Origin of the sequence: Enterobacter sp. WPR_3_1, from assembly GCF_003635055.1 — a bacterium.
Classification (GTDB): domain Bacteria; phylum Pseudomonadota; class Gammaproteobacteria; order Enterobacterales; family Enterobacteriaceae; genus Enterobacter; species Enterobacter ludwigii.
Map to the genome: position 1 here is coordinate 698,280 of NZ_RBXU01000008.1, position 19,533 is coordinate 717,812.

Sequence of the window (19,533 nt, forward strand, 5' to 3'; positions counted from 1 at the left end):
GCGCTTTTTTCAGCCGGTGCGATCGTTACCGGTAAACAATCGTCCATCACGAACCAGCTCTCGCGGATAGCTGTTTTTCAGTCGCGAGCCCACCTTTTTCGCCAGCCCTAACGGATAACCCTGATAGGTCACTACCACTTCATCATGCGATGGCGTGTTGTCCGGATATACGTCACGGCCCCGGTACCACTCTTCGGCTTCCTGGTGCGTCAGGGCGAACGTATTCTCGCTGCCGGCGAGGGCGATAACAGCCTCATGCTGCCAGCGATAGCCTTTATTGTGCACTTCCGCGAGGCGGATCCCGATGCGGGAAAAACGTACCTTGCCGATAAGCGGCTCAATATTTGCCGGGAAAAGCCAAATCTCTTTATCGCGAATCCAAAGATGGCATGTGTCATCCCAGGCAAGCCCGACCTTAGCGGCGGCGGTAGTGACTTGCTCCGCCTCACGCCTTTTCATGGGGGCGAAGGGGAAATTGCCGACCTTAAACGTCGGGGCTGGCAGTGGCTCAACCGCCTGCGTTTTACGCAACCGTGCGACAAAAAAACCTTCGCAGTCATAAATCTGGGGGAAAACGTGCAGAAATCCTTCAGGCGTGACGGCTTCATTGGCTGAAGCGAACAAGCCGTTTAACGGCAGGAACTCGACGGCATCAGGGTATTGCGCCTTGAGCCACAGACAGACGTCCTCGTTCTCGTCACGGTTTAAGGTGCAGGTCGAATAAACCAATGTGCCACCGGGACGCAGGGCATGGAAGGCGCTGTCGATCAGTTCGCGCTGGGTGGCGGCAATCTCAAGGTTACTCTCCACAGACCAGTTTTTTAACGCATCAGGATCTTTACGCACCACCCCTTCGCCGGAGCAGGGCGCGTCCAGCAGGATGGCATCAAACGCTTCTGGCAGGGCTGCGCCAAATACGCGGCCATCGAAGTGCGTCAGGGCAACGTTATGGATCCCGCAGCGGCTGATGTTAGCGTGCAGAACTTTAACGCGACTGGCTGAAAACTCGTTGGCGAGAATGGCCCCGCGATTCCCCATCCTGGCGGCAATCTGCGTGGTTTTGGAGCCCGGCGCGGCAGCGACATCCATGACGCGTTCTGGCGCATTATCATCCGCAAACAGGGCGGCAACCGGCAGCATCGAGCTGGCTTCCTGGATATAAAACAGACCACTCAGATGTTCTGCGGTACTGCCCAATGGCAACGACGCTTCGTCATCCCGTTCAATCCAAAAACCCTCTGCACACCACGGTACTGGCGTCAGTTGCCAGTTATACGGCGAGACCAGCGCCAGAAAATCGGCGACGCTTATTTTCAGCGTGTTGACGCGAATACTCCGGCGCAACGGCCGCTGACAGGCGGCGATAAAATCGTCTAACGAGAGGTGAGAAGGAAGCGCCTCGCGCATCTGCGCCAGGAATTGTTCAGGAAGAAATACGGAGTTTTGAGCCACGTGCACACCACAGGGAAAAGTTCAGGGGCGCAGTGTAACATAAAGGCTCCGGTGCGTTGACACCGGAGCCCTGAGATTAACGCGGCAGGGCAGTGCCCCATTCACGCCACTCTTTCGGCTCGCTTTCGAGCAGCAGGAAGTGTTTGCCCGGTTGCGCTTTCGGCGCCAGCGGCGTCCCCGGTGGTGTAGCGAAAGCAATACCGCCACGAATGAACTGGTTGAAGGTGCCGGTTTTCACCACCCCGCCCGTCAGACCGAAGTCCAGTGAATAGCCGGAGGCCAGCCAGAACACCGAGTTATTACGCACCAGGTGCTGGTAACGATCGCTGATGCGTAATGCCACCATCACGCGGTCAGAGAGCGTACCGAGCGTCAGGCCCGTCACTGTACCCACCTCAATCCCGCGGAACAGCACCGGTGTGCCGATGTTCAGCGAGCCTGCTTCCGGCACTTCCACCACAATGCTCAGGCCATCCAGATAGCGAGAGTCAGTGATCGTGGCTTCCTGCAGTTCAAAGTCACGGCGGGCATTCCCCTTACCGGGTTCGACGTTGATATAAGGCTGCAGGATAGTGTCGAGGTGCTCAACGCCAGCGGCCGAAATCTGTGGCGTCACCACCGAGAAGCGGGAGCCTGAGCGGGCGAAGGTTTGAACATATTCCGGGTAGAGCACGGCGGTGGCCTGCACCTCGTTACGCGCGGTGATAAGCGTCAGCTTCTGGATCTGCCCGATATCAATACCCAGATAACGGATGGGCATCCCTTCCGCCAGCTTCCCTGCATCAAAAGCATGCAGGGTAATCTGTCCGCCAACGGCACGGGCAGCGGTTTCAGACGGGAAGAGAATACGCTTATCGCCTTTGCGCAGGTTTGCACCCGCGCCGCTGAGGTTATCGAAGCTGATCGCTCCGCGCAGCGCACGTGAAAGCGGGGAGGCCTGCACGGTCAGCCCGTTACCGTTAAGCTGCACTTTCGCACCACCTTCGGCCCAGAACACGCTATTCGGGGTCAGCAACTTGCGATACTCCGGTTTGATATGCAGTTCGATATCAAACGCGTCCTCATGAGGGCGTACGGCAATCACTTCCCCGACCTCAAACTTACGGTACAGCACAACGGAGCCAGCCTGGACATCAGGAAGCGTCTCGGCGCTTAGCGTCAGTGTCGTGGTTGGGAGATCGCTCATGCTGTTTTCAATCGCTTTGTCCAGGTTGGCATACAGCGGATAACTGTCGCGCACCGGGCCTTTATTGCCCGGTAAAATGCGGATCCCGCCGTTAACCCATTCGCTGGCGCTGGCACCGAGGAACTCAACGCCGTCGAGGCCTACCTTCACGTCGACGCGGCTGTTCACCACAAATTTACTGTCGCCATGGACAAGGTCGCTGTATTGCGGATCGATAGCCACCGAGAAGCTCACGCCGTTTTCAGAGAGCGTACGCTCCAGCACCTGGCCCACCTGGACGCCATGCAGAATCAGCGGCTGGCCGGCTTCGATACCGTAACTTTCAGGCGCGGTCAGTTTTACCGTTACGACGCCCGGTTTTTGCAGCAGCGCTTTATCTGCCGGCGCAACAACGAAACTGTTGCTGGGTTGACCTTCACCGGGGATCAGTTCAAACGTATTACCGGTCAGAAGATTGCTCAGGCTGGTATCGTTCAGAGACAGTTTTGGGCTGCGCATCTCGATACGCGTTTTTTCACGCAGGAGATCAACCACGCTCGGGTCGACGGTCATCTCACCGGTCACGGAACCGCCTGGATTGAGCGTCATTTTGGTGAGCTGCCCAACCTGCAATCCCTGATACATAAGCGGTGTGGAACCCGCTTTCAGCCCTTTAGCATCGGGCAGGGCGAGTTTGACGATCACGCCGCGCTGGCTGTGCGCCAGGTCAGCATACAATCCGAAGGTGTCATCTGCCGTGGCCGGGCTGGAGTTTTCCGGAGAGTCGAAGGCAACGGCACCGTTGACCAGTGCGGCCAGACTCTCGAGCTTCACTTTGGCACCGCTCAGGCTGAGATCGGCATCCACGCCGGAGACGTTCCAGAAACGGCTGCCTTTTTTCACCAGGTTAGTGAAGCGGCGATCGATTAACACATCAATCGTCACGCCCTGTTTATTCGGGTTGATGGCGTAATCATAAACGCGACCTACCGGAATTTTACGGTAATAAACCAGTGAGCCACTGTTGAGGGAACCCAAATCCGGTGCCTGCAGATGGATCATCAGATCGCCGTTATTCAGTCGGTATTTGGGTTGGGTATCCAGCGCAACAAAGTGATCCTGCGGTTCACCTTTACCCGGCATCATGCCGATGTAGTTACCGCCAACCAGTGCATCCAGCCCTGAAACACCCGCCAGAGAGGCCTTAGGCGTTACCAGCCAGAACTGCGTTTCGCTGCGCAGCGCATCCTGCATATCGGACTTAATGCTGGCGCGGACCTGAATTTTATTCAGCCCTTTTCCCAGGCTGATGTCCTGAACGGTACCCACCTCAACCCCCTGGAAGCGGACAGGGGTTCGCCCGGCCACAATGCCGTCGGCAGACTGGAAGTCAATGGTGATGGTGCTTCCGCGATCTTCATAGCTCGTCCAGATAAGCCAGCCTGCAATCATCAGGGCGATGACAGGCAGCAACCAGAATGGAGAAATGCGGCGTTTTGTTTTAATTCTCGCTTCAGTCGGCGAAGCGGGCGTTTCCTGACTCATGTGCATCCCAAAGTAAGCGGCTATCCAGCCATTCCACAGCAAGAATAGTCAATATCACCGCGGAGCCGAAATAAAAAGCTGCGGGTCCCATTGTAAAAGCTAATAACTGGTCGCGATTGATCAGCGACATCATCAACGAAATCACGAACAGATCCAACATCGACCAGCGGCCAATCCAGGTGACGAATCGCAAAAGCAGAATTCGGGTACGTAAACCTTGCTCACATTTGAAGTGAATACTCAGGAGCAGGGTAAACATCACCACCACTTTGGTAAACGGCACCAGAATACTGGCGATAAACACAATTGCTGCCACCCCCACGTTGCTGTGGGCGAGGGAGATGATCCCGGAGAGGATGGTATCCTCCTGGCGCCCACCATTCACGTAAATGATGGAAATCGGCAGCATATTGGCCGGGATCAAAAAGACCAGCGAGGCAATCAGCGCGGCCCAGCATTTTTGCAGGCTGTTGTTGCGCCGCAGTCTCAGGGGAATATGACACCGCGGGCAACGGCCACGTGGGTCGGGCAAGCCAGTATAGTGACACCCCAGACAGACCCGGAGACTTTCATCCGGTCGCGTGGCCGGGCGCTGAGGGTAAAAGCGCTCCCAGAGCTGTTCGACGTTCAGATGAATGAGTGTGAGGATGCTGAGCAAGACTAGGCAAATAAATGCAAAGAGTCCGACCCCAGGCTGCAAGAATGCATAGTCCTGGACTTTTATGGACGCCACGCCGACGCCCACCAGGTAGATATCCAGCATGACCCACTCTTTCAGTTTGTCCAGCATCAGCAACACGGGGCGGAGATTCATCCCCAGAATGTTACCAAACCAAAGATAGGCAATGGCGGCGACCAGCACCAGCGGCGCGCCGACCGTACAGAACAGCACCATGGCGGCGGTGAGCGGGTCACCCTGGCGCGTCATCTGCCAGATCCCCTGCAGTACGTTGGCATCAATACGCACACCAAGCAGGTACAGCTTCAGCAGCGGTTCGCCCCAGGCAAACGGCATAAGAAGCAGCATGGTGATGGCCATCGCGGCGAGGCGGGTCAGCGACCAGTCGCGGCCGTCGCGAATTTTAGCGTCGCAGCGGGGGCAAAAAGCACTTTCATGCGATTTCATCTTCGGCAACATAAAAAGCGTATCGCACTGCGGGCAACGCTGATAATGTGCACGAGGCAAAGCTTCGCTTACCGTATGGACAGTTATCTTTTTTGTCGGCGTAATTTTGGTTGTTTTTAAGGCCATCAGCTGCGCACAAATAAGTATTGTTGAACGTTATATTAACTCATGAACGGATTCATCTTGAGCATGAGCGCATTTAATGCTTATTTTAATAGGCTATGCGGTAATTTTGTAAGACAACTAAGTGATTGAATAATGTACAAAACAGAATTCTACGCGGATCTTAACCGCGATTTTAAGGCATTGATGGCGGGTGAGACCAGCTTCTTAGCCACTCTGGCAAATACTAGCGCATTGCTGTTTGAACGGCTATCTGACGTTAACTGGGCCGGTTTTTACCTTCTGGAAGGTGAAACGCTGGTGCTTGGCCCGTTCCAGGGGAAAATTGCCTGCGTGCGTATTCCCGTAGGACGCGGCGTTTGTGGTACAGCGGTCGCGACTAATCAGGTACAGCGCGTCGAAGACGTCCATGCGTTTGACGGACACATTGCCTGTGACGCAGCCAGTAATTCTGAAATCGTTCTGCCTCTGGTGGTAAAAAATCAGATTATTGGCGTTCTGGATATCGACAGCACGGTCTTCAGTCGCTTCACAACCGAGGACGAACAAGGGCTGCGCGAGCTGGTGGCGAACCTCGAAAACGTTCTCGCCGCAACCGATTATCAAAAATTCTTTGCGAGCGTAGCAGGATAATCAACGGATAACGTAGCATTTACTGATAGCGTCATTATAATGACGCCTGTTCATGCCTGCGCTTGTTGGCAACGTCCGTTGTAATCAGGAAATTTCATGGAAAATCAACCTAAGTTGAATAGCAGTAAAGAAGTTATCGCATTTCTGGCCGAGCGTTTCCCGCAGTGCTTCAGTGCTGAAGGTGAAGCTCGTCCCCTGAAAGTCGGTATTTTTCAGGATCTGGTGGCACGCGTTGAGGGGGAAATGAACCTCAGCAAAACTCAGCTTCGTTCCGCCTTACGTCTTTATACTTCGAGCTGGCGTTACCTGTACGGTATCAAAGCGGGCGCGACGCGTGTTGATCTTGACGGCAACCCTTGTGGTGAGCTGGACGAGCAGCACGTTGAGCACGCACGTAAACAGCTGGAAGAAGCCAAAGCACGCGTTCAGGCACAACGTGCAGAACAGCAAGCGAAAAAACGCGAAGCCGCAGCGGCAAACGGCCAGGAAGAAGCGCCTCGTCGTGAGCGTAAACCACGCCCAGCGCCGCGTCGTAACGATAATAACGATCGCAAACCGCGTGCTGACAAACCAGCAGCTAAAGCCCCGCGCGCCCCTCGTGAAGAGCCGCGCCATACGCCGGTTTCTGACATTAACGCCCTGAGCGTGGGTCAGGCACTGAAGGTGAAAGCGGGTAACAACGCAATGGACGCCACCGTACTGGAAATCACCAAAGATGGCGTTCGTGTACAGCTGACTTCTGGTATGTCAATGATTGTACGCGCAGAACACTTGTTGTTCTGAAACGGAGGCCAAGCCTGGCATGAACACTTTTTTTAAGCTCACCGCGTTGGCGGGCCTGTTTGCTATAACAGGCCATGCTTTCGCAGTGGACGATATCACGCGTGTTGATCAAATTCCGGTCCTCAAGGAAGAGACGCAGCACGCGACGGTGAGCGAGCGTGTGACCTCACGCTTCACTCGTTCGCACTATCGTCAGTTCGATCTCGATCAGGCCTTTTCGGCCAAAATCTTTGACCGCTATCTGAACTTGCTGGATTACAGCCATAACGTACTGCTCGCCAGCGATGTCGAGCAGTTCGCTAAGCGTAAATCCGGGGTGGGTGACGAGTTGCGTTCAGGCAAGCTGGATCTGTTCTACGATCTCTATAACCTGTCGCAAAAGCGCCGCTTTGAACGCTATCAGTATGCGCTGAAAGTGCTGGAACGTCCGATGGACTTCACCGGCAACGACACCTTTAATCTGGACCGCAGCAAAGCGCCCTGGCCGAAAGACGAAGCCGAGCTGAATGCGCTGTGGGATGGAAAAGTAAAATACGACGAGCTGAGCCTTAAGCTGACCGGTAAAGATGAAAAAGAGATCCGTGACACGCTGACGCGTCGTTACAAATTCGCTATTCGTCGTCTGGCTCAGACCAACAGTGAAGATGTTTTCTCACTGGCGATGACTGCTTTCGCTCACGAAATCGATCCGCATACCAATTATCTCTCGCCTCGCAATACCGAACAGTTTAATACCGAAATGAGCCTGTCTCTGGAAGGTATCGGTGCGGTGCTGCAGATGGACGATGATTACACCGTGATCAACTCAATGGTCGCCGGAGGCCCGGCGTCGAAAAGCAAAGCGATAAGCGTAGGCGATCGCATTGTTGGTGTGGGTCAAACCGGCCAGAACATGGTCGATGTGATCGGCTGGCGTCTGGATGATGTGGTTGCGCTGATCAAAGGCCCGAAAGGCAGCAAAGTTCGCCTTGAAATTCTGCCAGCCGGTAAAGGCACCAAAACCCGTATCGTTACCCTGACGCGTGAGCGTATCCGCCTGGAAGACCGCGCGGTGAAAATGTCGGTGAAGACCGTGGGTAAAGAGAAGGTGGGTGTTCTGGATATCCCGGGCTTCTACGTCGGGCTGACTGATGATGTAAAAGTCCAGCTGCAGAAGCTTGAAAAGCAGAACGTGAGCAGCGTCATCATCGACTTGCGCAGCAACGGTGGTGGGGCGCTGACCGAAGCGGTTTCACTGTCCGGGCTGTTTATCCCGTCTGGTCCGGTGGTTCAGGTGCGCGATAACAACGGTAAAGTACGTGAAGATGCCGACAACGATGGTGTGGTCTATTACAAAGGCCCGCTGGTGGTCTTAGTCGATCGCTTCAGTGCTTCCGCGTCTGAAATCTTTGCCGCCGCTATGCAGGACTATGGCCGTGCGCTGATTGTCGGTGAGCCGACATTTGGTAAAGGTACCGTACAGCAGTATCGTTCTCTGAATCGTATCTACGATCAGATGCTGCGTCCGGAATGGCCTGCACTGGGTTCGGTTCAGTACACCATTCAGAAATTCTATCGTGTAAACGGTGGCAGTACGCAGCGTAAAGGCGTGACGCCGGATATCATGATGCCGACAGGCACGGAAGAGACTGAAACCGGCGAGAAGTTTGAAGATAACGCATTGCCGTGGGATAGCATTAACGCCGCGACCTACGTGAAAGCGGGTGATATGACGCAGTTTGGTCCTGAACTGCTGAAAGCGCACAACGAACGCATCGCCAAAGATCCGGAATTCCAGTACATCATGAAGGACATTGCCCGTTTCAATGCCCTGAAAGATAAGCGGAATATTGTTTCTCTCAACTACGCTCAGCGTGAGAAAGAGAACAACGAAGATGATGCAACGCGTCTGGCGCGTATCAACGATCGCTTCAAGCGTGAAGGTAAGCCTCTGCTTAAGAAACTGGACGATCTGCCAAAAGATTACCAGGAGCCGGATCCTTACCTCGACGAGACGGTGCATATCGCTCTTGACCTGGCGAATCAGGAAAAGGCGAAGCCCGCCGTGCAACCCGCACCGGCAAAATAATCCCCCAACAGGCACAAGAAATTGTGCCTGTTTCTTTTTGTTCCGCATTCTCCCGTCAGGCAAATTTCCAATTGTGTAAAGTTGTGTCTTTCTGGTGACTTACGCCCGATGGATGCTTGAAAATAGCCGTAATACCCATACGATGTGGGTAATCGCATAGTGCGCTTTGTTAAACTGAGGTTAAAAGAAAATTATGATGCGAATCGCGCTCTTCCTGCTCACCAACCTTGCGGTGATGGTGGTTTTCGGGCTCGTGCTAAGCCTGACAGGAATTCAGTCGAGCAGCGTTCAGGGTCTGTTGATTATGGCGCTGCTGTTTGGTTTTGGTGGCTCATTCGTTTCACTTCTGATGTCGAAATGGATGGCACTGAAATCGGTAGGTGGTGAAGTCATTGAGCAACCGCGTAACGATATGGAACAGTGGCTGATGAATACCGTGGCTCAGCAATCGCAGCAGGCGGGTATCGCCATGCCGCAGGTGGCCATTTACCACGCGCCAGATATTAACGCCTTTGCTACAGGTGCCCGCCGTGATGCGTCGCTGGTTGCCGTCAGCACCGGGTTGTTGCAGAACATGAGCCGTGACGAAGCCGAAGCGGTTATCGCTCACGAAATCAGCCATATCGCTAACGGCGACATGGTCACCATGACCCTGATCCAGGGCGTAGTGAACACCTTTGTTATCTTCATCTCCCGTATTCTGGCGCAGATCGCCGCAGGCTTTATGGGCGGGAACCGCGATGAAGGGGAAGAGAGCAACGGCAACCCGCTGATCTACTTCGCGGTTGCGACGGTACTGGAGCTGGTATTCGGTATTCTGGCCAGCATCATCACCATGTGGTTCTCCCGTCATCGTGAGTTCCACGCGGATGCTGGCTCGGCGAAACTGGTTGGCCGTGAGAAGATGATTGCCGCGCTACAGCGTCTGAAAACCAGCTATGAACCGCAGGAAGCGACCAGCATTATGGCATTCTGCATTAACGGTAAATCAAAATCGCTGAGCGAACTGTTTATGAGTCACCCGCCGCTGGATAAACGTATTGAAGCGCTGCGCAGTGGTGAATACCTGAAGTAACGCTAAGAAGAGCAATGAGCCGGGCTGGAGATATCCGCCCGGCTTTTTTTATGCCTGTACTCTGGGCTGGGTAATGCGCAGCCCGCTGATGATGGCGGCGAGGGTGGCAAGGGCGCCTGCGGTGAAAAGTGCAACGTGGTTGCCATTTTGCCCGGCAAGATTAAACATCAGCGCGACCAGGGCCGCGCCGGTGCTTTGTCCCAGCAGACGTGCGGTGCCTAACATACCGCTGGCACCACCGCTGCGATGGCGCGGCGCTGAGGTGATGATGGTGTGGTTGTTAGGCGTCTGGAACAGACCGAACCCTGCACCGCACAGGATCATGCGCCAGATGATATCCAGATCGGTGGGTGATGAGGGGAGTAGTGCGAGTGCGAACAGCCCCGTGGCCATGACGGCAAGCCCCAGCGCGCCAAGCAATCCGGCGTGGACGCGCTCAATCAAATACCCTGCCAGCGGCGCCATTACCATCGTCGCCAGTGGCCACGGCGTTAACAGCAGTCCGGTCTCGACTTCAGTACGTCCCACCACACTTTGCAGGAAGAAGGGCAGAGAGACCAGGGCCAGCATCTGAGCGCAGAATGAGCAAACAGAAGTACAAATCGAGAGAGAAAAAAGAGGAATACGCAGCAGGTCGACAGGCAATAAAGGGACAGGGAGCGCGAGCTGGCGGCGTACAAAGAAGAAGCCAATCACCAGCAACGCAATGAGCTCCGCGGCGGTAAGTAAAAGGGACTGACCTTGTGCAAAGCCGCTCAGGGCAGTAATCAGCAGGCCAAAGGTCAGGGCATTCATCACTGCGCTGATGAGGTCAAAGCGCGGCATCGTGCTTTTGGGACCGTTCGCGGGAAGATAGCGCAGAGCAAAGAAGAGGGCCACAATACCCAGCGGTACGTTAATGGCGAATAACCACTGCCAGGACGCGACAGAGAGTATGGCCGCCGCAAGGGTTGGCCCGGCCGCAGACGAGACGGCGACAATAAACGAGTTTATCCCCATACCGCGTCCCAGATGACGCTGCGGATAGATTAAGCGGATCAACGCCGTGTTGACGCTCATCAGTGCCGCCCCCCCAAAACCCTGCGCTATGCGCGCAAGCGTCAGAGTATGCAGCGAATCAGAAAGGGCACAGAAAAGGGAAGTAAAGGTGAACACCAGCAGGCCGCATTGATACACCCGTCGGTAACCGAACATATCGCCCAGGAAAGAGAACGAGAGCAGTGAAACCACGATCGCTATCTGGTAGGCATTGACTATCCATATAGAACTGGCAGGGGAGGCATGCAGGTCGCTGGCAATGGTTGGCAGGGCAACGTTAGCGATTGCACCGTCAAGGACGGCCATTGAAATACCGATAACAATTGTGGCGATAGCGCCATACCGCTGGGGCAAAGGCAGGCCATCGGACAGGTTTTTTTCCATTAGGGATGAAAAGCTCAGTGTGAAATTATTCTCAGGGTAACTATTTTAGCATCGTTATTTCAGTTTTATGTCGCAGATTTGTAACGAAGTAAACGAGGATCGATTGCAGGTAACATGACGGGAATTTATAATAAAAACCGGTTCTGATTTTTATAAAACACTCTCTATGAGGTGGTAAATGGCAATTGCAGATTTGGATAAACAGCCAGATTCTGTTTCTTCCGTGCTGAAGGTGTTTGGCATCTTACAGGCGCTCGGAGAAGAGCGTGAAATTGGTATTACAGAGTTGTCGCAGCGTGTGATGATGTCGAAAAGCACCGTTTATCGCTTTTTGCAAACCATGAAGTCACTGGGTTACGTCGCACAGGAAGGCGAGTCTGAAAAGTATTCTCTGACGCTGAAACTGTTCGAGCTCGGAGCCCGTGCGCTGCAAAACGTGGATTTGATCCGCAGCGCAGATATCCAGATGCGTGAGATCTCTCGCCTGACCAAAGAGACTATCCACCTGGGGGCACTGGATGAAGACAGCATTGTCTACATCCATAAAATCGACTCCATGTACAACCTGCGCATGTATTCACGCATCGGTCGTCGTAATCCGCTTTACAGTACCGCGATTGGCAAAGTGCTGCTGGCGTGGCGCGATCGCGAAGAAGTGAAGCAGATCCTCGAAGGCGTGGAATATAAGCGCAGTACTGAACGCACCATTACCAGCACTGACGAGTTATTGGCCGTGCTCGACAAAGTACGTGAGCAGGGGTATGGCGAAGATAACGAAGAGCAGGAGGAAGGGCTGCGCTGTATCGGTGTGCCGGTATTTGACCGCTTTGGCGTTGTCATTGCCGGGCTGAGTATCTCTTTCCCGACCCTGCGCTTTTCTGAAGAACGTCTGCATGAGTATGTGGCGATTCTCCATACAGCCGCACGCAAGATTTCTGAACAAATGGGCTATAACGACTACCCGTTCTGATCCTTACGGGCACAAAAAACGCCGCACACAGTGCGGCGTTTTTTATCAGTATCAATCGGGGTGATTAGCCGTTATCAATGACGACGGATGTTTTACGCAGAACCGGGCAGTTGGTTAAACCAATGATCCCGCTGTCTGAATGAATATATTGTGCCGTGCTCATGCCCTGCGCGGTCATGTATTTGCATTGAATCCCTAATCCAGCGGCGTTTTCGGTGCTTCCCACAAGCACGCCATAGCCGGTTAACAGAAGGCCAACCCATACTACGGCCAGTGCAATAATTGTACGAATGATTAAATGCATCATTGCCTCTTTATCTTTGTTGTCATGCAGTAAGCCTAAACGGTTTACTCTATGAAACAAGTGCATGATTCTGAAAACGACCAGATGGCGGTACAGTTAGTCCTTGTTTAAGATAGCCGTGATAACCTGGTTATATCGGGCCTTTAGACGGAGTGTGGAGTGAAAAAAATACGCTGGGTGATTCTGATTATTGTGCTGGTAGCCTGTGTGGTGTTGTGGACGCAGACTATCAATGTGATGTGCGATCAGGATGTACAGTTTTTTAGCGGCGTTTGCGCAATCAATAAGTTTATTCCGTGGTAACACGCATTTTTTCTCAAGGTGATTTCCTTCCTTCGCACCAGTGGTAAGATAGACGTTTTTATTGAGGTGGTGAAATGGGTGAGTTACTGAATTCAGGGCTGCTAAATATGGCATCCCTGATGATCTCGTTGGTTGTTCTGCTGGTGGGGCTTGTCATTTGGTTTTTCGTAAACCGTGCCAGTTCCCGTACAAACGAGCAGATCGAACTGCTGGAAGCGCTGCTTGACCAACAAAAACGTCAGAATGCGCTGTTACGTCGTCTGTGCGAGGCTAACGAACCAGAAGAGAAAGCGTCGGCGAAAGACGCGGTTGCTGAAGACAACACTGAGCAGGATGACTTTATCCGCCTGGTGGCTGAGCGTTAATTTGTCTTATCCGGGAGGTGGCTGTGGTCTGGAAAAATCCCTGGTATGACCCCTCCCTGAAACATCACACACCGAACGGTTTTCGTAATACTGACCCCGTCGGGCATCAGCCCGGTGACGTTGATCGCTGGCGAAAAGCGCGCAAAGAAGCTGGCTTACCCCGCCCCCCGGCAAACGGATATGAGGACTTTATCCGCCAGTGGTGGCAGCCGGCAACGCTTAAGCAGCCGCAGGAAAATGGGGTATGGTGGCTCGGACACGCAAGCCTGTTGTTGCACATTGATGGCAACACCCTGCTGACCGACCCCGTTTTTTCTCGCCGCGCCTCTCCCTTACCTTTCCTCGGACCACAACGTAAAACGCCTCCCGCTCTGTCTGTCGAACAGCTCCAACAGCTCGATGCAGTGGTTATCTCCCATAATCATTACGATCATCTGGATGACGCGACCATTCGCCGGATCCTTAAACGCTTCCCCGACGTCACTCTGTTTGTTCCCCTAGGTCTGGCAGTCTGGTTTCGCCGCCGGGGGGCAAGACGCATTGTTGAGCTCGACTGGTGGCAGAGTTTCACCTGGCAGGGGATAACGCTGTCCGCCGTACCAGCGCAGCACTGGAGTATGCGCACGCTCTGGAACCGCAATCGTTCCCTGTGGTGTGGCTGGGTGTTTGAAGGGCGGCATCATCGTTTCTGGTTCAGCGGCGACACGGGCTATTCACCTGAACTGCTGCGGATACCGGAAAGACTGGGTAAAATTGACGCCGCGGCGTTGCCCGTTGGCGCTTATGCACCACGGTGGTTCATGGCCATACATCATATGGATCCGCAATCTGCCGTTGCGTTGTGGCAACAGTTGGGATGCCCACTGGCGTTTCCCATTCACTGGGGCGTGTTTGAACTGGCTGATGAATCGCTTGATGACCCCGTGCGAGAGTTAACTGCAGTCCTCGATAATTTAGCACCGGTTAATAATTCCTTCAGGATACTGAAAATTGGTGAATATTTATCCTTATAAACGAAGCGCTGGATTGTTGCATATATTCTGTATGTCTAAGGTCTAAAGAATGTTTTATTTTTATCGAAACGTTTTGCTTGCCTTGTTTTGATGCAGAGTCATAAAAATTTCATTATTTTGGTGCATAACATTCTTTATTAGCTGGTGCTTTTTAATACAGTTTAGCGTGAAGGATTAACATTGTATTTCCACTGTAACAATACAGGGGCGTTACAATGATTTAAGCATAAGTTTTCACAAATTGTTCTAACTCAATCAATGTAGGGGTTTTTCTTAGCGGGTTGCTGGACGCACTGGAATGATTGAGCTATGTTAAAAAAGTCTTAGATAACAGCGGTTGTGAAAGCAACGGCGAGTCTGTGTAAGTGAGCAGGGCTGTCCATATGTCATGCGCATAATTGTGCAAAAGCATACCGGCACAGTTCGAATTTGTGCGGCGGATCGAGACATGTTTAAAAATGGCTTGCCATATTAAACATAGTGTGTGATAACACGTTTTGGGTCAAACGAGGTACAGTTCTGTTTATGTGTGGCATTTTCAGTAAAGAAGTCCTGAGTAAACACGTTGTCGTTGAATACCGCTTCTCTGCCGAACCTTATATTAGTGCCTCATGCAGTAATGTCTCAGTTTTATCTCAGTAATGCCTGCGGGCTAAGAAAACACTCTAAGGAATTTTGCAAATGGCAAAGATTAAAGGTCAAGTTAAGTGGTTCAACGAGTCTAAAGGTTTTGGTTTCATTACTCCTGCTGACGGCAGCAAAGACGTGTTCGTACACTTCTCTGCAATCCAGGGTAACGGCTTCAAAACTCTGGCTGAAGGCCAGAACGTTGAGTTCGAAATTCAGGACGGCCAGAAAGGCCCAGCTGCAGTTAACGTAACTGCTATCTGATCGAACCACTGCTGACTGAAGCACGTTGTACTTCACTCTCAGACATAAAGCCTCGCATATAGCGGGGCTTTTTTATGTGCCTTATCTTTCAAAATATTACCATCCCCGCTCTTGTTAGTAACTTGTTGCAAAGCTACGAGGTTAGTAGCACTGTTTTCCCTCCCTCTGGCCGTCTTTTCCCGTTAAATCAGGGCGTTGTTTAACAGTCCTGGGGTTCAGGTGAAGAAGAAAATGATAACGACCGCCGGCAATTTCACGCCGGCGCGTTTTGCGCTGCTCTGTTTAGCCATTTTTTGCAGTCTGGCGTTTTTACTGGGCCGCGTTGCCTGGCTGCAAATTATTAAACCTGACAACCTGGTCAAGCAGGAGGATATGCGATCGCTGCGCGAACTGCCGATTGATGCTCCCCGCGGAATGATCATGGATCGTGAGGGCCGGCCGCTGGCGGTCAGTGTCCCAGTCAGGGCCGTGTGGGCCGACCCAAAAACGGTGCTGGCAAAAGGGGGCGTGGGCTTTGACGATCGCTGGCAGGCGCTGGCGAATGCGTTACATCTCTCCCTGAACACCCTGTCATCACGGATTAATGCGAATCCACAGGGGAGGTTCATCTACCTTGCCCGGCAGGTGGATCCTGCTCAGGCAAAATGGATCGATAAGCTGAATTTGCCGGGTATCAATTTACGCGATGAATCACGCCGTTTTTATCCTGCCGGGCATGTGGCGGCAAACCTGATTGGTTTCACCAATATTGACGGTCAGGGTATTGAGGGGGTAGAGAAAAGTTTCAACACCCAGCTAACAGGCAAGCCGGGCGTCCGCCAGGTCAGGGAAGACCGTTACGGTCGCGTGGTGGAGAATCTGACGGAAGTCGCACCGGTGCCTGCGCACAATATTCAGCTCAGTATTGATGAGCGCCTGCAAACCATCACCGAAGATGCGCTAGATAACGCAGTGGCCTGGAACAAGGCGGAGTCGGGGGCATCAGTGCTCATTAATATCCCCACCGGTGAAATCCTCGCGATGGCGAGCTATCCCGATTTCAACCCCAATAACCGCCAGGGCGCGACAATAGACGATTTTCGTAACCGTGCCATCAGCGATACGTTCGAGCCAGGTTCAACCGTGAAGCCGCTTGTGCTGATGACGGCATTGCAACAGGGGCTGGTGCAGCCTGACAGCGTCATTGACACCCATCCGTATATGCTTGACGGACACCGCATTCGGGATGTGGGTTACTACCCTGAACTCTCGATGACCGGGATCCTGCAAAAATCGAGCGACACTGGCGTATCTCGCCTCTCGCTGGCGATGCCTGTTCAGCACCTGATTGATACCTACCGGAACTTTGGTTTTGGTACAAACACCGGGCTTGGCTTAACCGGCGAGAGCGCCGGTCTGTTACCCCAGCGTAAATACTGGAGCCAGCTCGACAGGGCGACCTTCGCCTTTGGCTATGGCCTGATGGTTACCCCTCTCCAGCTGGCGCACGTCTATGCCACCATCGGCGGCTTCGGGCTGGAACGGCCCCTCTCAATTACCCGTATCGATCCACCCGTTATCGGGCACAGAGTCATGCCGGAAGAGATTGCTCATCAGGTAGAGCATATGATGGAGAGCGTTGCGCTGCCGGGCGGGGGCGGCGTTAAGGCTGCGGTGCGTGATTACCGTGTGGCGGTGAAAACCGGTACGGCGAAGAAAATCGATGATAGCGGCAAATATGTCGATAAATATGTCGCCTATACCGCGGGTGTCGCGCCTGCCAGCGATCCGCGTTTTGCGCTGGTGGTCGTGATTAACGATCCTCAAAACGGGGCGTACTATGGCGGCGCCGTCTCCGCACCGGTATTCAGCGAGATTATGGGTAACGTATTGCGTCTTGAGAACGTCAAACCCGATGGTCTGGCGCCTGATTCCTCGCACCTTATCGTCATACGTTAACCCAGGCGTTTTATACCGGGGCGAATAGCGGTACACTTCGCCCTTTGATTTACGCCCCGGAGCTGCCATGTCCTTCAGTTGTCCCCTTTGCCACGCGCGTCTGACGCGATCAGAAAAAAGTTATGCCTGTCCGCAGGGACATCAGTTTGATATGGCGAAAGAAGGCTACGTGAATCTTCTGCCGGTGCAGCATAAGCGCTCGCGCGATCCGGGTGACAGTGCTGAGATGATGCAGGCACGCCGGGCATTTCTCGACGCCGGGCATTATCAGCCACTCAGAGAGGCCGTCGCGCAATTGCTGGAAGATAATCTGACTGACAGTGCAGCAGGCGTGCTGGATATTGGCTGCGGGGAAGGGTATTACACCGCGCGGTTTGCTGAGGTTGCACAAGAGAAGGGCGCGCAGACATTTGGTCTGGATGTTTCCAAAGTGGCTATCCGCGCGGCGGCAAAACGCTACTCCGGCGTGACGTTCTGCGTGGCATCGAGCCACCGACTGCCGTTTGACGATGCCAGCATGAATGCGGTTATCCGCATCTATGCGCCCTGTAAGGCGCAGGAGCTGGCACGCGTTATCAAACCGGGCGGATGGGTCATTACCGTCACGCCAGGTCCCCGACATCTGATGGAGCTTAAAGGGCTTATCTATGATGATGTTAGGCTGCATGCGCCACATTCTGAGCAACTGGCGGGCTTTACGCTGAAGCAGGAGCAGACGCTGGCCTACGAGATGAACCTGGCAGGGGAAGAAGCTGTAGCGTTGTTGCAGATGACGCCATTTGCATGGCGGGCAAAACCGGACGTGTGGGAAACCTTAGCGGAGCAAACAACGTTTCGCTGCCAGACGGATTTCAGTATCCACTGCTGGCAGCGCGAAGATTAACCGGCGAAGTGTGCCCAGAGGATCTGGGCACCAATGCCAATCAGCACGATACCGCCCAGGATCTCGGCGCGTTTGCCCAGCAGAGGGCCAATAAACCGGCCAACCATCATTCCCAGCGTCGACATAATCAGCGTGGCACAACCAATGGCCAGCGCGGTCGCAATAATATTGACCTGCAGGAATGCCAGGCCCACACCGACGGCCATGGCGTCGAGACTGGTGGCGATGGCGGTGGTCACCAGCAGCCAGAAACCGTGGCGGTGCTGCGGCTCGTCTTCCTCATCGCCATTACCGCGAAAACCTTCAATCACCATTCGGCCCCCCAGAAATACGAGCAGCACGAAAGCGATCCAGTGGTTCCACTCCAGTATGAACTGGCTTGCCAGCATACCAAGACCCCAGCCGATGAGCGGTGTCAGCGTTTCGATAGCACCAAAGATAAGGCCTGTGCGTAGCGCTTCAGAGAATTTGGGTTTGTGCAGCGAGGCACCTTTACCGATGGAAGCGGCAAAAGCGTCCATGGACATACCGAAAGCAAGAAGAAGGGTTGCGGAGATATTCATTAAAGCGTCCAGACCGGGAGATATCCATATGACACATCACTGCCCCCAGTAAACAGCAGTTGATGTATCTATGGTCTCGCCTGACCGCCTTGCACAAATCTGTGCGGCAAACGGTCCGTACGTGCCACGTTTTTCAACGAGTATGTTGACACGTACATTTCCTGCGAACAGGAAATCAGCTACTCCCCAACGACGGGCGCAACCTTAACATATTTTGAGAATATAAAACAACAATGAAACGGCATTATTTCGTCAAGGCGTTGATAACGATTTTCATTTAGATTTATGCGTGAAAATAACGTTAATAAATATAAGAGAAATGACAGAATGGAATATAGCTTTGGCTATATCAGGTGCGCAAAATAAACGCAGAATATAGCCAAAGCTATGTAGTTAACTTACTGAGTTTTAAGCATTAGTTTGTATATTCTTTCCAGGTCATCAATATTCTTGACCCGAATAAGCAGCCGGCGTTGCTCTAATTGCATCACCAATACACCGTCTTCCGATAAATTCATCTCTTTAATACGGTTATATTCTATCCATACATTGGCAAAGAAAAACCCGCGGCTTTTAAAAATGATTTTCGGCACACGGATCCAGAACAGATAAATCGCCATTAATGCCAGCGCACATAATAACCATGTGGTTAATATTGCACCATGACCGGTCACGTTGTTGTATATAAGAATGACGATGAGACCGGCGAAGATAAACGCATCCACGCGGCCGCGTCGCAGAAGGGGCAGGGAGAGCAGCGTTTCGCCGTGGCGGCGGGGCATGATGAACTCGTCATAGATCGCATATGCCAGAAGGGCCACAATAAAAAAAACCAGTACGATGTCCGTGACAGTCATTCATCCTCCAGATAAATAAACCGGGGGCAAGCCCCCGGCGTATTACGTGATGTC

The 19,533-nt window shown here is 53.1% G+C and carries 19 protein-coding genes and 1 riboswitch; of the genes, 12 read left to right on the forward strand and 7 right to left on the reverse strand.

Features of this window, described 5'->3' with window-relative positions; translation table 11 throughout:
• Positions 1 to 9: 9 nt before the first annotated feature.
• The 3 genes from rsmF to yebS all read right to left on the reverse strand — a co-directional run bounded on the left by rsmF (position 10) and on the right by yebS (position 5,414).
• The gene (gene rsmF, locus BJ887_RS05090) at positions 10 to 1,452 is read right to left on the reverse strand and encodes a 16S rRNA (cytosine(1407)-C(5))-methyltransferase RsmF (protein WP_040017777.1); all 1,443 of its coding nucleotides are present in this window, start codon (positions 1,450 to 1,452) and stop codon (positions 10 to 12) included.
• Between the two features lie 76 nt (positions 1,453 to 1,528).
• A complete protein-coding gene (locus tag BJ887_RS05095) occupies positions 1,529 to 4,162 on the reverse strand; it encodes a PqiB family protein (RefSeq protein ID WP_229216799.1) in 2,634 nt (877 codons plus the stop codon).
• A complete protein-coding gene (yebS, locus tag BJ887_RS05100) occupies positions 4,131 to 5,414 on the reverse strand; it encodes a membrane integrity lipid transport subunit YebS (protein WP_020883415.1) in 1,284 nt (427 codons plus the stop codon). The genes BJ887_RS05095 and yebS overlap by 32 nt, the downstream gene beginning before the upstream one ends.
• Positions 5,415 to 5,546: 132 nt before the next feature.
• On the opposite strand from yebS, the gene BJ887_RS05105 reads away from it, so the two are divergent.
• The 4 genes from BJ887_RS05105 (at position 5,547) to htpX (ending at position 9,970) form a co-directional block, all read left to right on the forward strand.
• Complete coding sequence (locus tag BJ887_RS05105) at positions 5,547 to 6,044, forward strand: GAF domain-containing protein (protein WP_121339455.1); 498 nt, start codon at positions 5,547 to 5,549, stop codon at positions 6,042 to 6,044.
• A 96-nt stretch (positions 6,045 to 6,140) separates the two neighbouring features.
• Positions 6,141 to 6,827, forward strand: coding sequence for an RNA chaperone ProQ (gene proQ / locus BJ887_RS05110; protein WP_014170612.1), 687 nt, complete (start codon positions 6,141 to 6,143; stop codon positions 6,825 to 6,827).
• 19 nt (positions 6,828 to 6,846) lie between these two features.
• Positions 6,847 to 8,895, forward strand: a complete 2,049-nt coding sequence (prc, locus tag BJ887_RS05115) for a carboxy terminal-processing peptidase (protein WP_121339457.1) — start codon at positions 6,847 to 6,849, stop codon at positions 8,893 to 8,895.
• Positions 8,896 to 9,088: 193 nt separating this feature from the next.
• The gene (gene htpX, locus BJ887_RS05120) at positions 9,089 to 9,970 is read left to right on the forward strand and encodes a protease HtpX (protein ID WP_014170610.1); all 882 of its coding nucleotides are present in this window, start codon (positions 9,089 to 9,091) and stop codon (positions 9,968 to 9,970) included.
• A 48-nt stretch (positions 9,971 to 10,018) separates the two neighbouring features.
• Here the strand turns inward: htpX and BJ887_RS05125 are convergent, their stop codons facing one another.
• The gene (locus tag BJ887_RS05125) at positions 10,019 to 11,392 is read right to left on the reverse strand and encodes an MFS transporter (RefSeq protein WP_121339459.1); all 1,374 of its coding nucleotides are present in this window, start codon (positions 11,390 to 11,392) and stop codon (positions 10,019 to 10,021) included.
• Between the two features lie 178 nt (positions 11,393 to 11,570).
• Between BJ887_RS05125 and kdgR the strand changes: the two genes are divergently transcribed.
• Entirely contained in the window at positions 11,571 to 12,362 is a 792-nt protein-coding gene (gene kdgR, locus BJ887_RS05130; RefSeq protein WP_014170608.1) for a DNA-binding transcriptional regulator KdgR, read from the forward strand.
• 64 nt (positions 12,363 to 12,426) lie between these two features.
• Here kdgR and BJ887_RS05135 read toward each other — a convergent pair whose 3' ends face one another.
• Positions 12,427 to 12,666: a YobH family protein gene (locus BJ887_RS05135; RefSeq protein ID WP_020883418.1), complete on the reverse strand. Its 240-nt coding sequence runs from the start codon at positions 12,664 to 12,666 to the stop codon at positions 12,427 to 12,429.
• Between the two features lie 159 nt (positions 12,667 to 12,825).
• Between BJ887_RS05135 and mgrB the strand changes: the two genes are divergently transcribed.
• The 7 genes from mgrB (at position 12,826) to rlmA (ending at position 18,059) form a co-directional block, all read left to right on the forward strand.
• Positions 12,826 to 12,969: a PhoP/PhoQ regulator MgrB gene (gene mgrB, locus BJ887_RS05140; protein WP_014170606.1), complete on the forward strand. Its 144-nt coding sequence runs from the start codon at positions 12,826 to 12,828 to the stop codon at positions 12,967 to 12,969.
• Positions 12,970 to 13,043: 74 nt separating this feature from the next.
• Positions 13,044 to 13,334: a YebO family protein gene (locus BJ887_RS05145; protein WP_020883419.1), complete on the forward strand. Its 291-nt coding sequence runs from the start codon at positions 13,044 to 13,046 to the stop codon at positions 13,332 to 13,334.
• A gap of 23 nt (positions 13,335 to 13,357) precedes the next feature.
• Positions 13,358 to 14,347, forward strand: a complete 990-nt coding sequence (locus BJ887_RS05150; RefSeq protein WP_121339460.1) for an MBL fold metallo-hydrolase — start codon at positions 13,358 to 13,360, stop codon at positions 14,345 to 14,347.
• A 525-nt stretch (positions 14,348 to 14,872) separates the two neighbouring features.
• Complete coding sequence (locus tag BJ887_RS05155) at positions 14,873 to 14,989, forward strand: DUF2627 domain-containing protein (protein WP_032611517.1); 117 nt, start codon at positions 14,873 to 14,875, stop codon at positions 14,987 to 14,989.
• A gap of 39 nt (positions 14,990 to 15,028) precedes the next feature.
• The gene (gene cspE, locus BJ887_RS05160) at positions 15,029 to 15,238 is read left to right on the forward strand and encodes a transcription antiterminator/RNA stability regulator CspE (RefSeq protein WP_001062678.1); all 210 of its coding nucleotides are present in this window, start codon (positions 15,029 to 15,031) and stop codon (positions 15,236 to 15,238) included.
• Between the two features lie 231 nt (positions 15,239 to 15,469).
• Positions 15,470 to 17,176, forward strand: coding sequence for a peptidoglycan glycosyltransferase FtsI (gene ftsI, locus BJ887_RS05165; protein ID WP_121339462.1), 1,707 nt, complete (start codon positions 15,470 to 15,472; stop codon positions 17,174 to 17,176).
• A 67-nt stretch (positions 17,177 to 17,243) separates the two neighbouring features.
• A complete protein-coding gene (rlmA, locus tag BJ887_RS05170; protein ID WP_121339464.1) occupies positions 17,244 to 18,059 on the forward strand; it encodes a 23S rRNA (guanine(745)-N(1))-methyltransferase in 816 nt (271 codons plus the stop codon).
• On the opposite strand, the gene mntP is transcribed toward rlmA, so the two are convergent.
• Complete coding sequence (gene mntP, locus BJ887_RS05175) at positions 18,056 to 18,622, reverse strand: manganese efflux pump MntP (protein WP_014170601.1); 567 nt, start codon at positions 18,620 to 18,622, stop codon at positions 18,056 to 18,058. The genes rlmA and mntP overlap by 4 nt on opposite strands.
• Before the next feature lie 10 nt (positions 18,623 to 18,632).
• Positions 18,633 to 18,822, reverse strand: a riboswitch (yybP-ykoY riboswitch).
• Positions 18,823 to 19,020: 198 nt separating this feature from the next.
• Positions 19,021 to 19,479 carry a DUF986 family protein gene (locus BJ887_RS05185; RefSeq protein WP_121339465.1) on the reverse strand — a complete coding sequence of 153 codons (459 nt, stop codon included), beginning with the start codon at positions 19,477 to 19,479 and terminating at the stop codon, positions 19,021 to 19,023.
• Between the last annotated feature and the right edge of the window lie 54 nt (positions 19,480 to 19,533).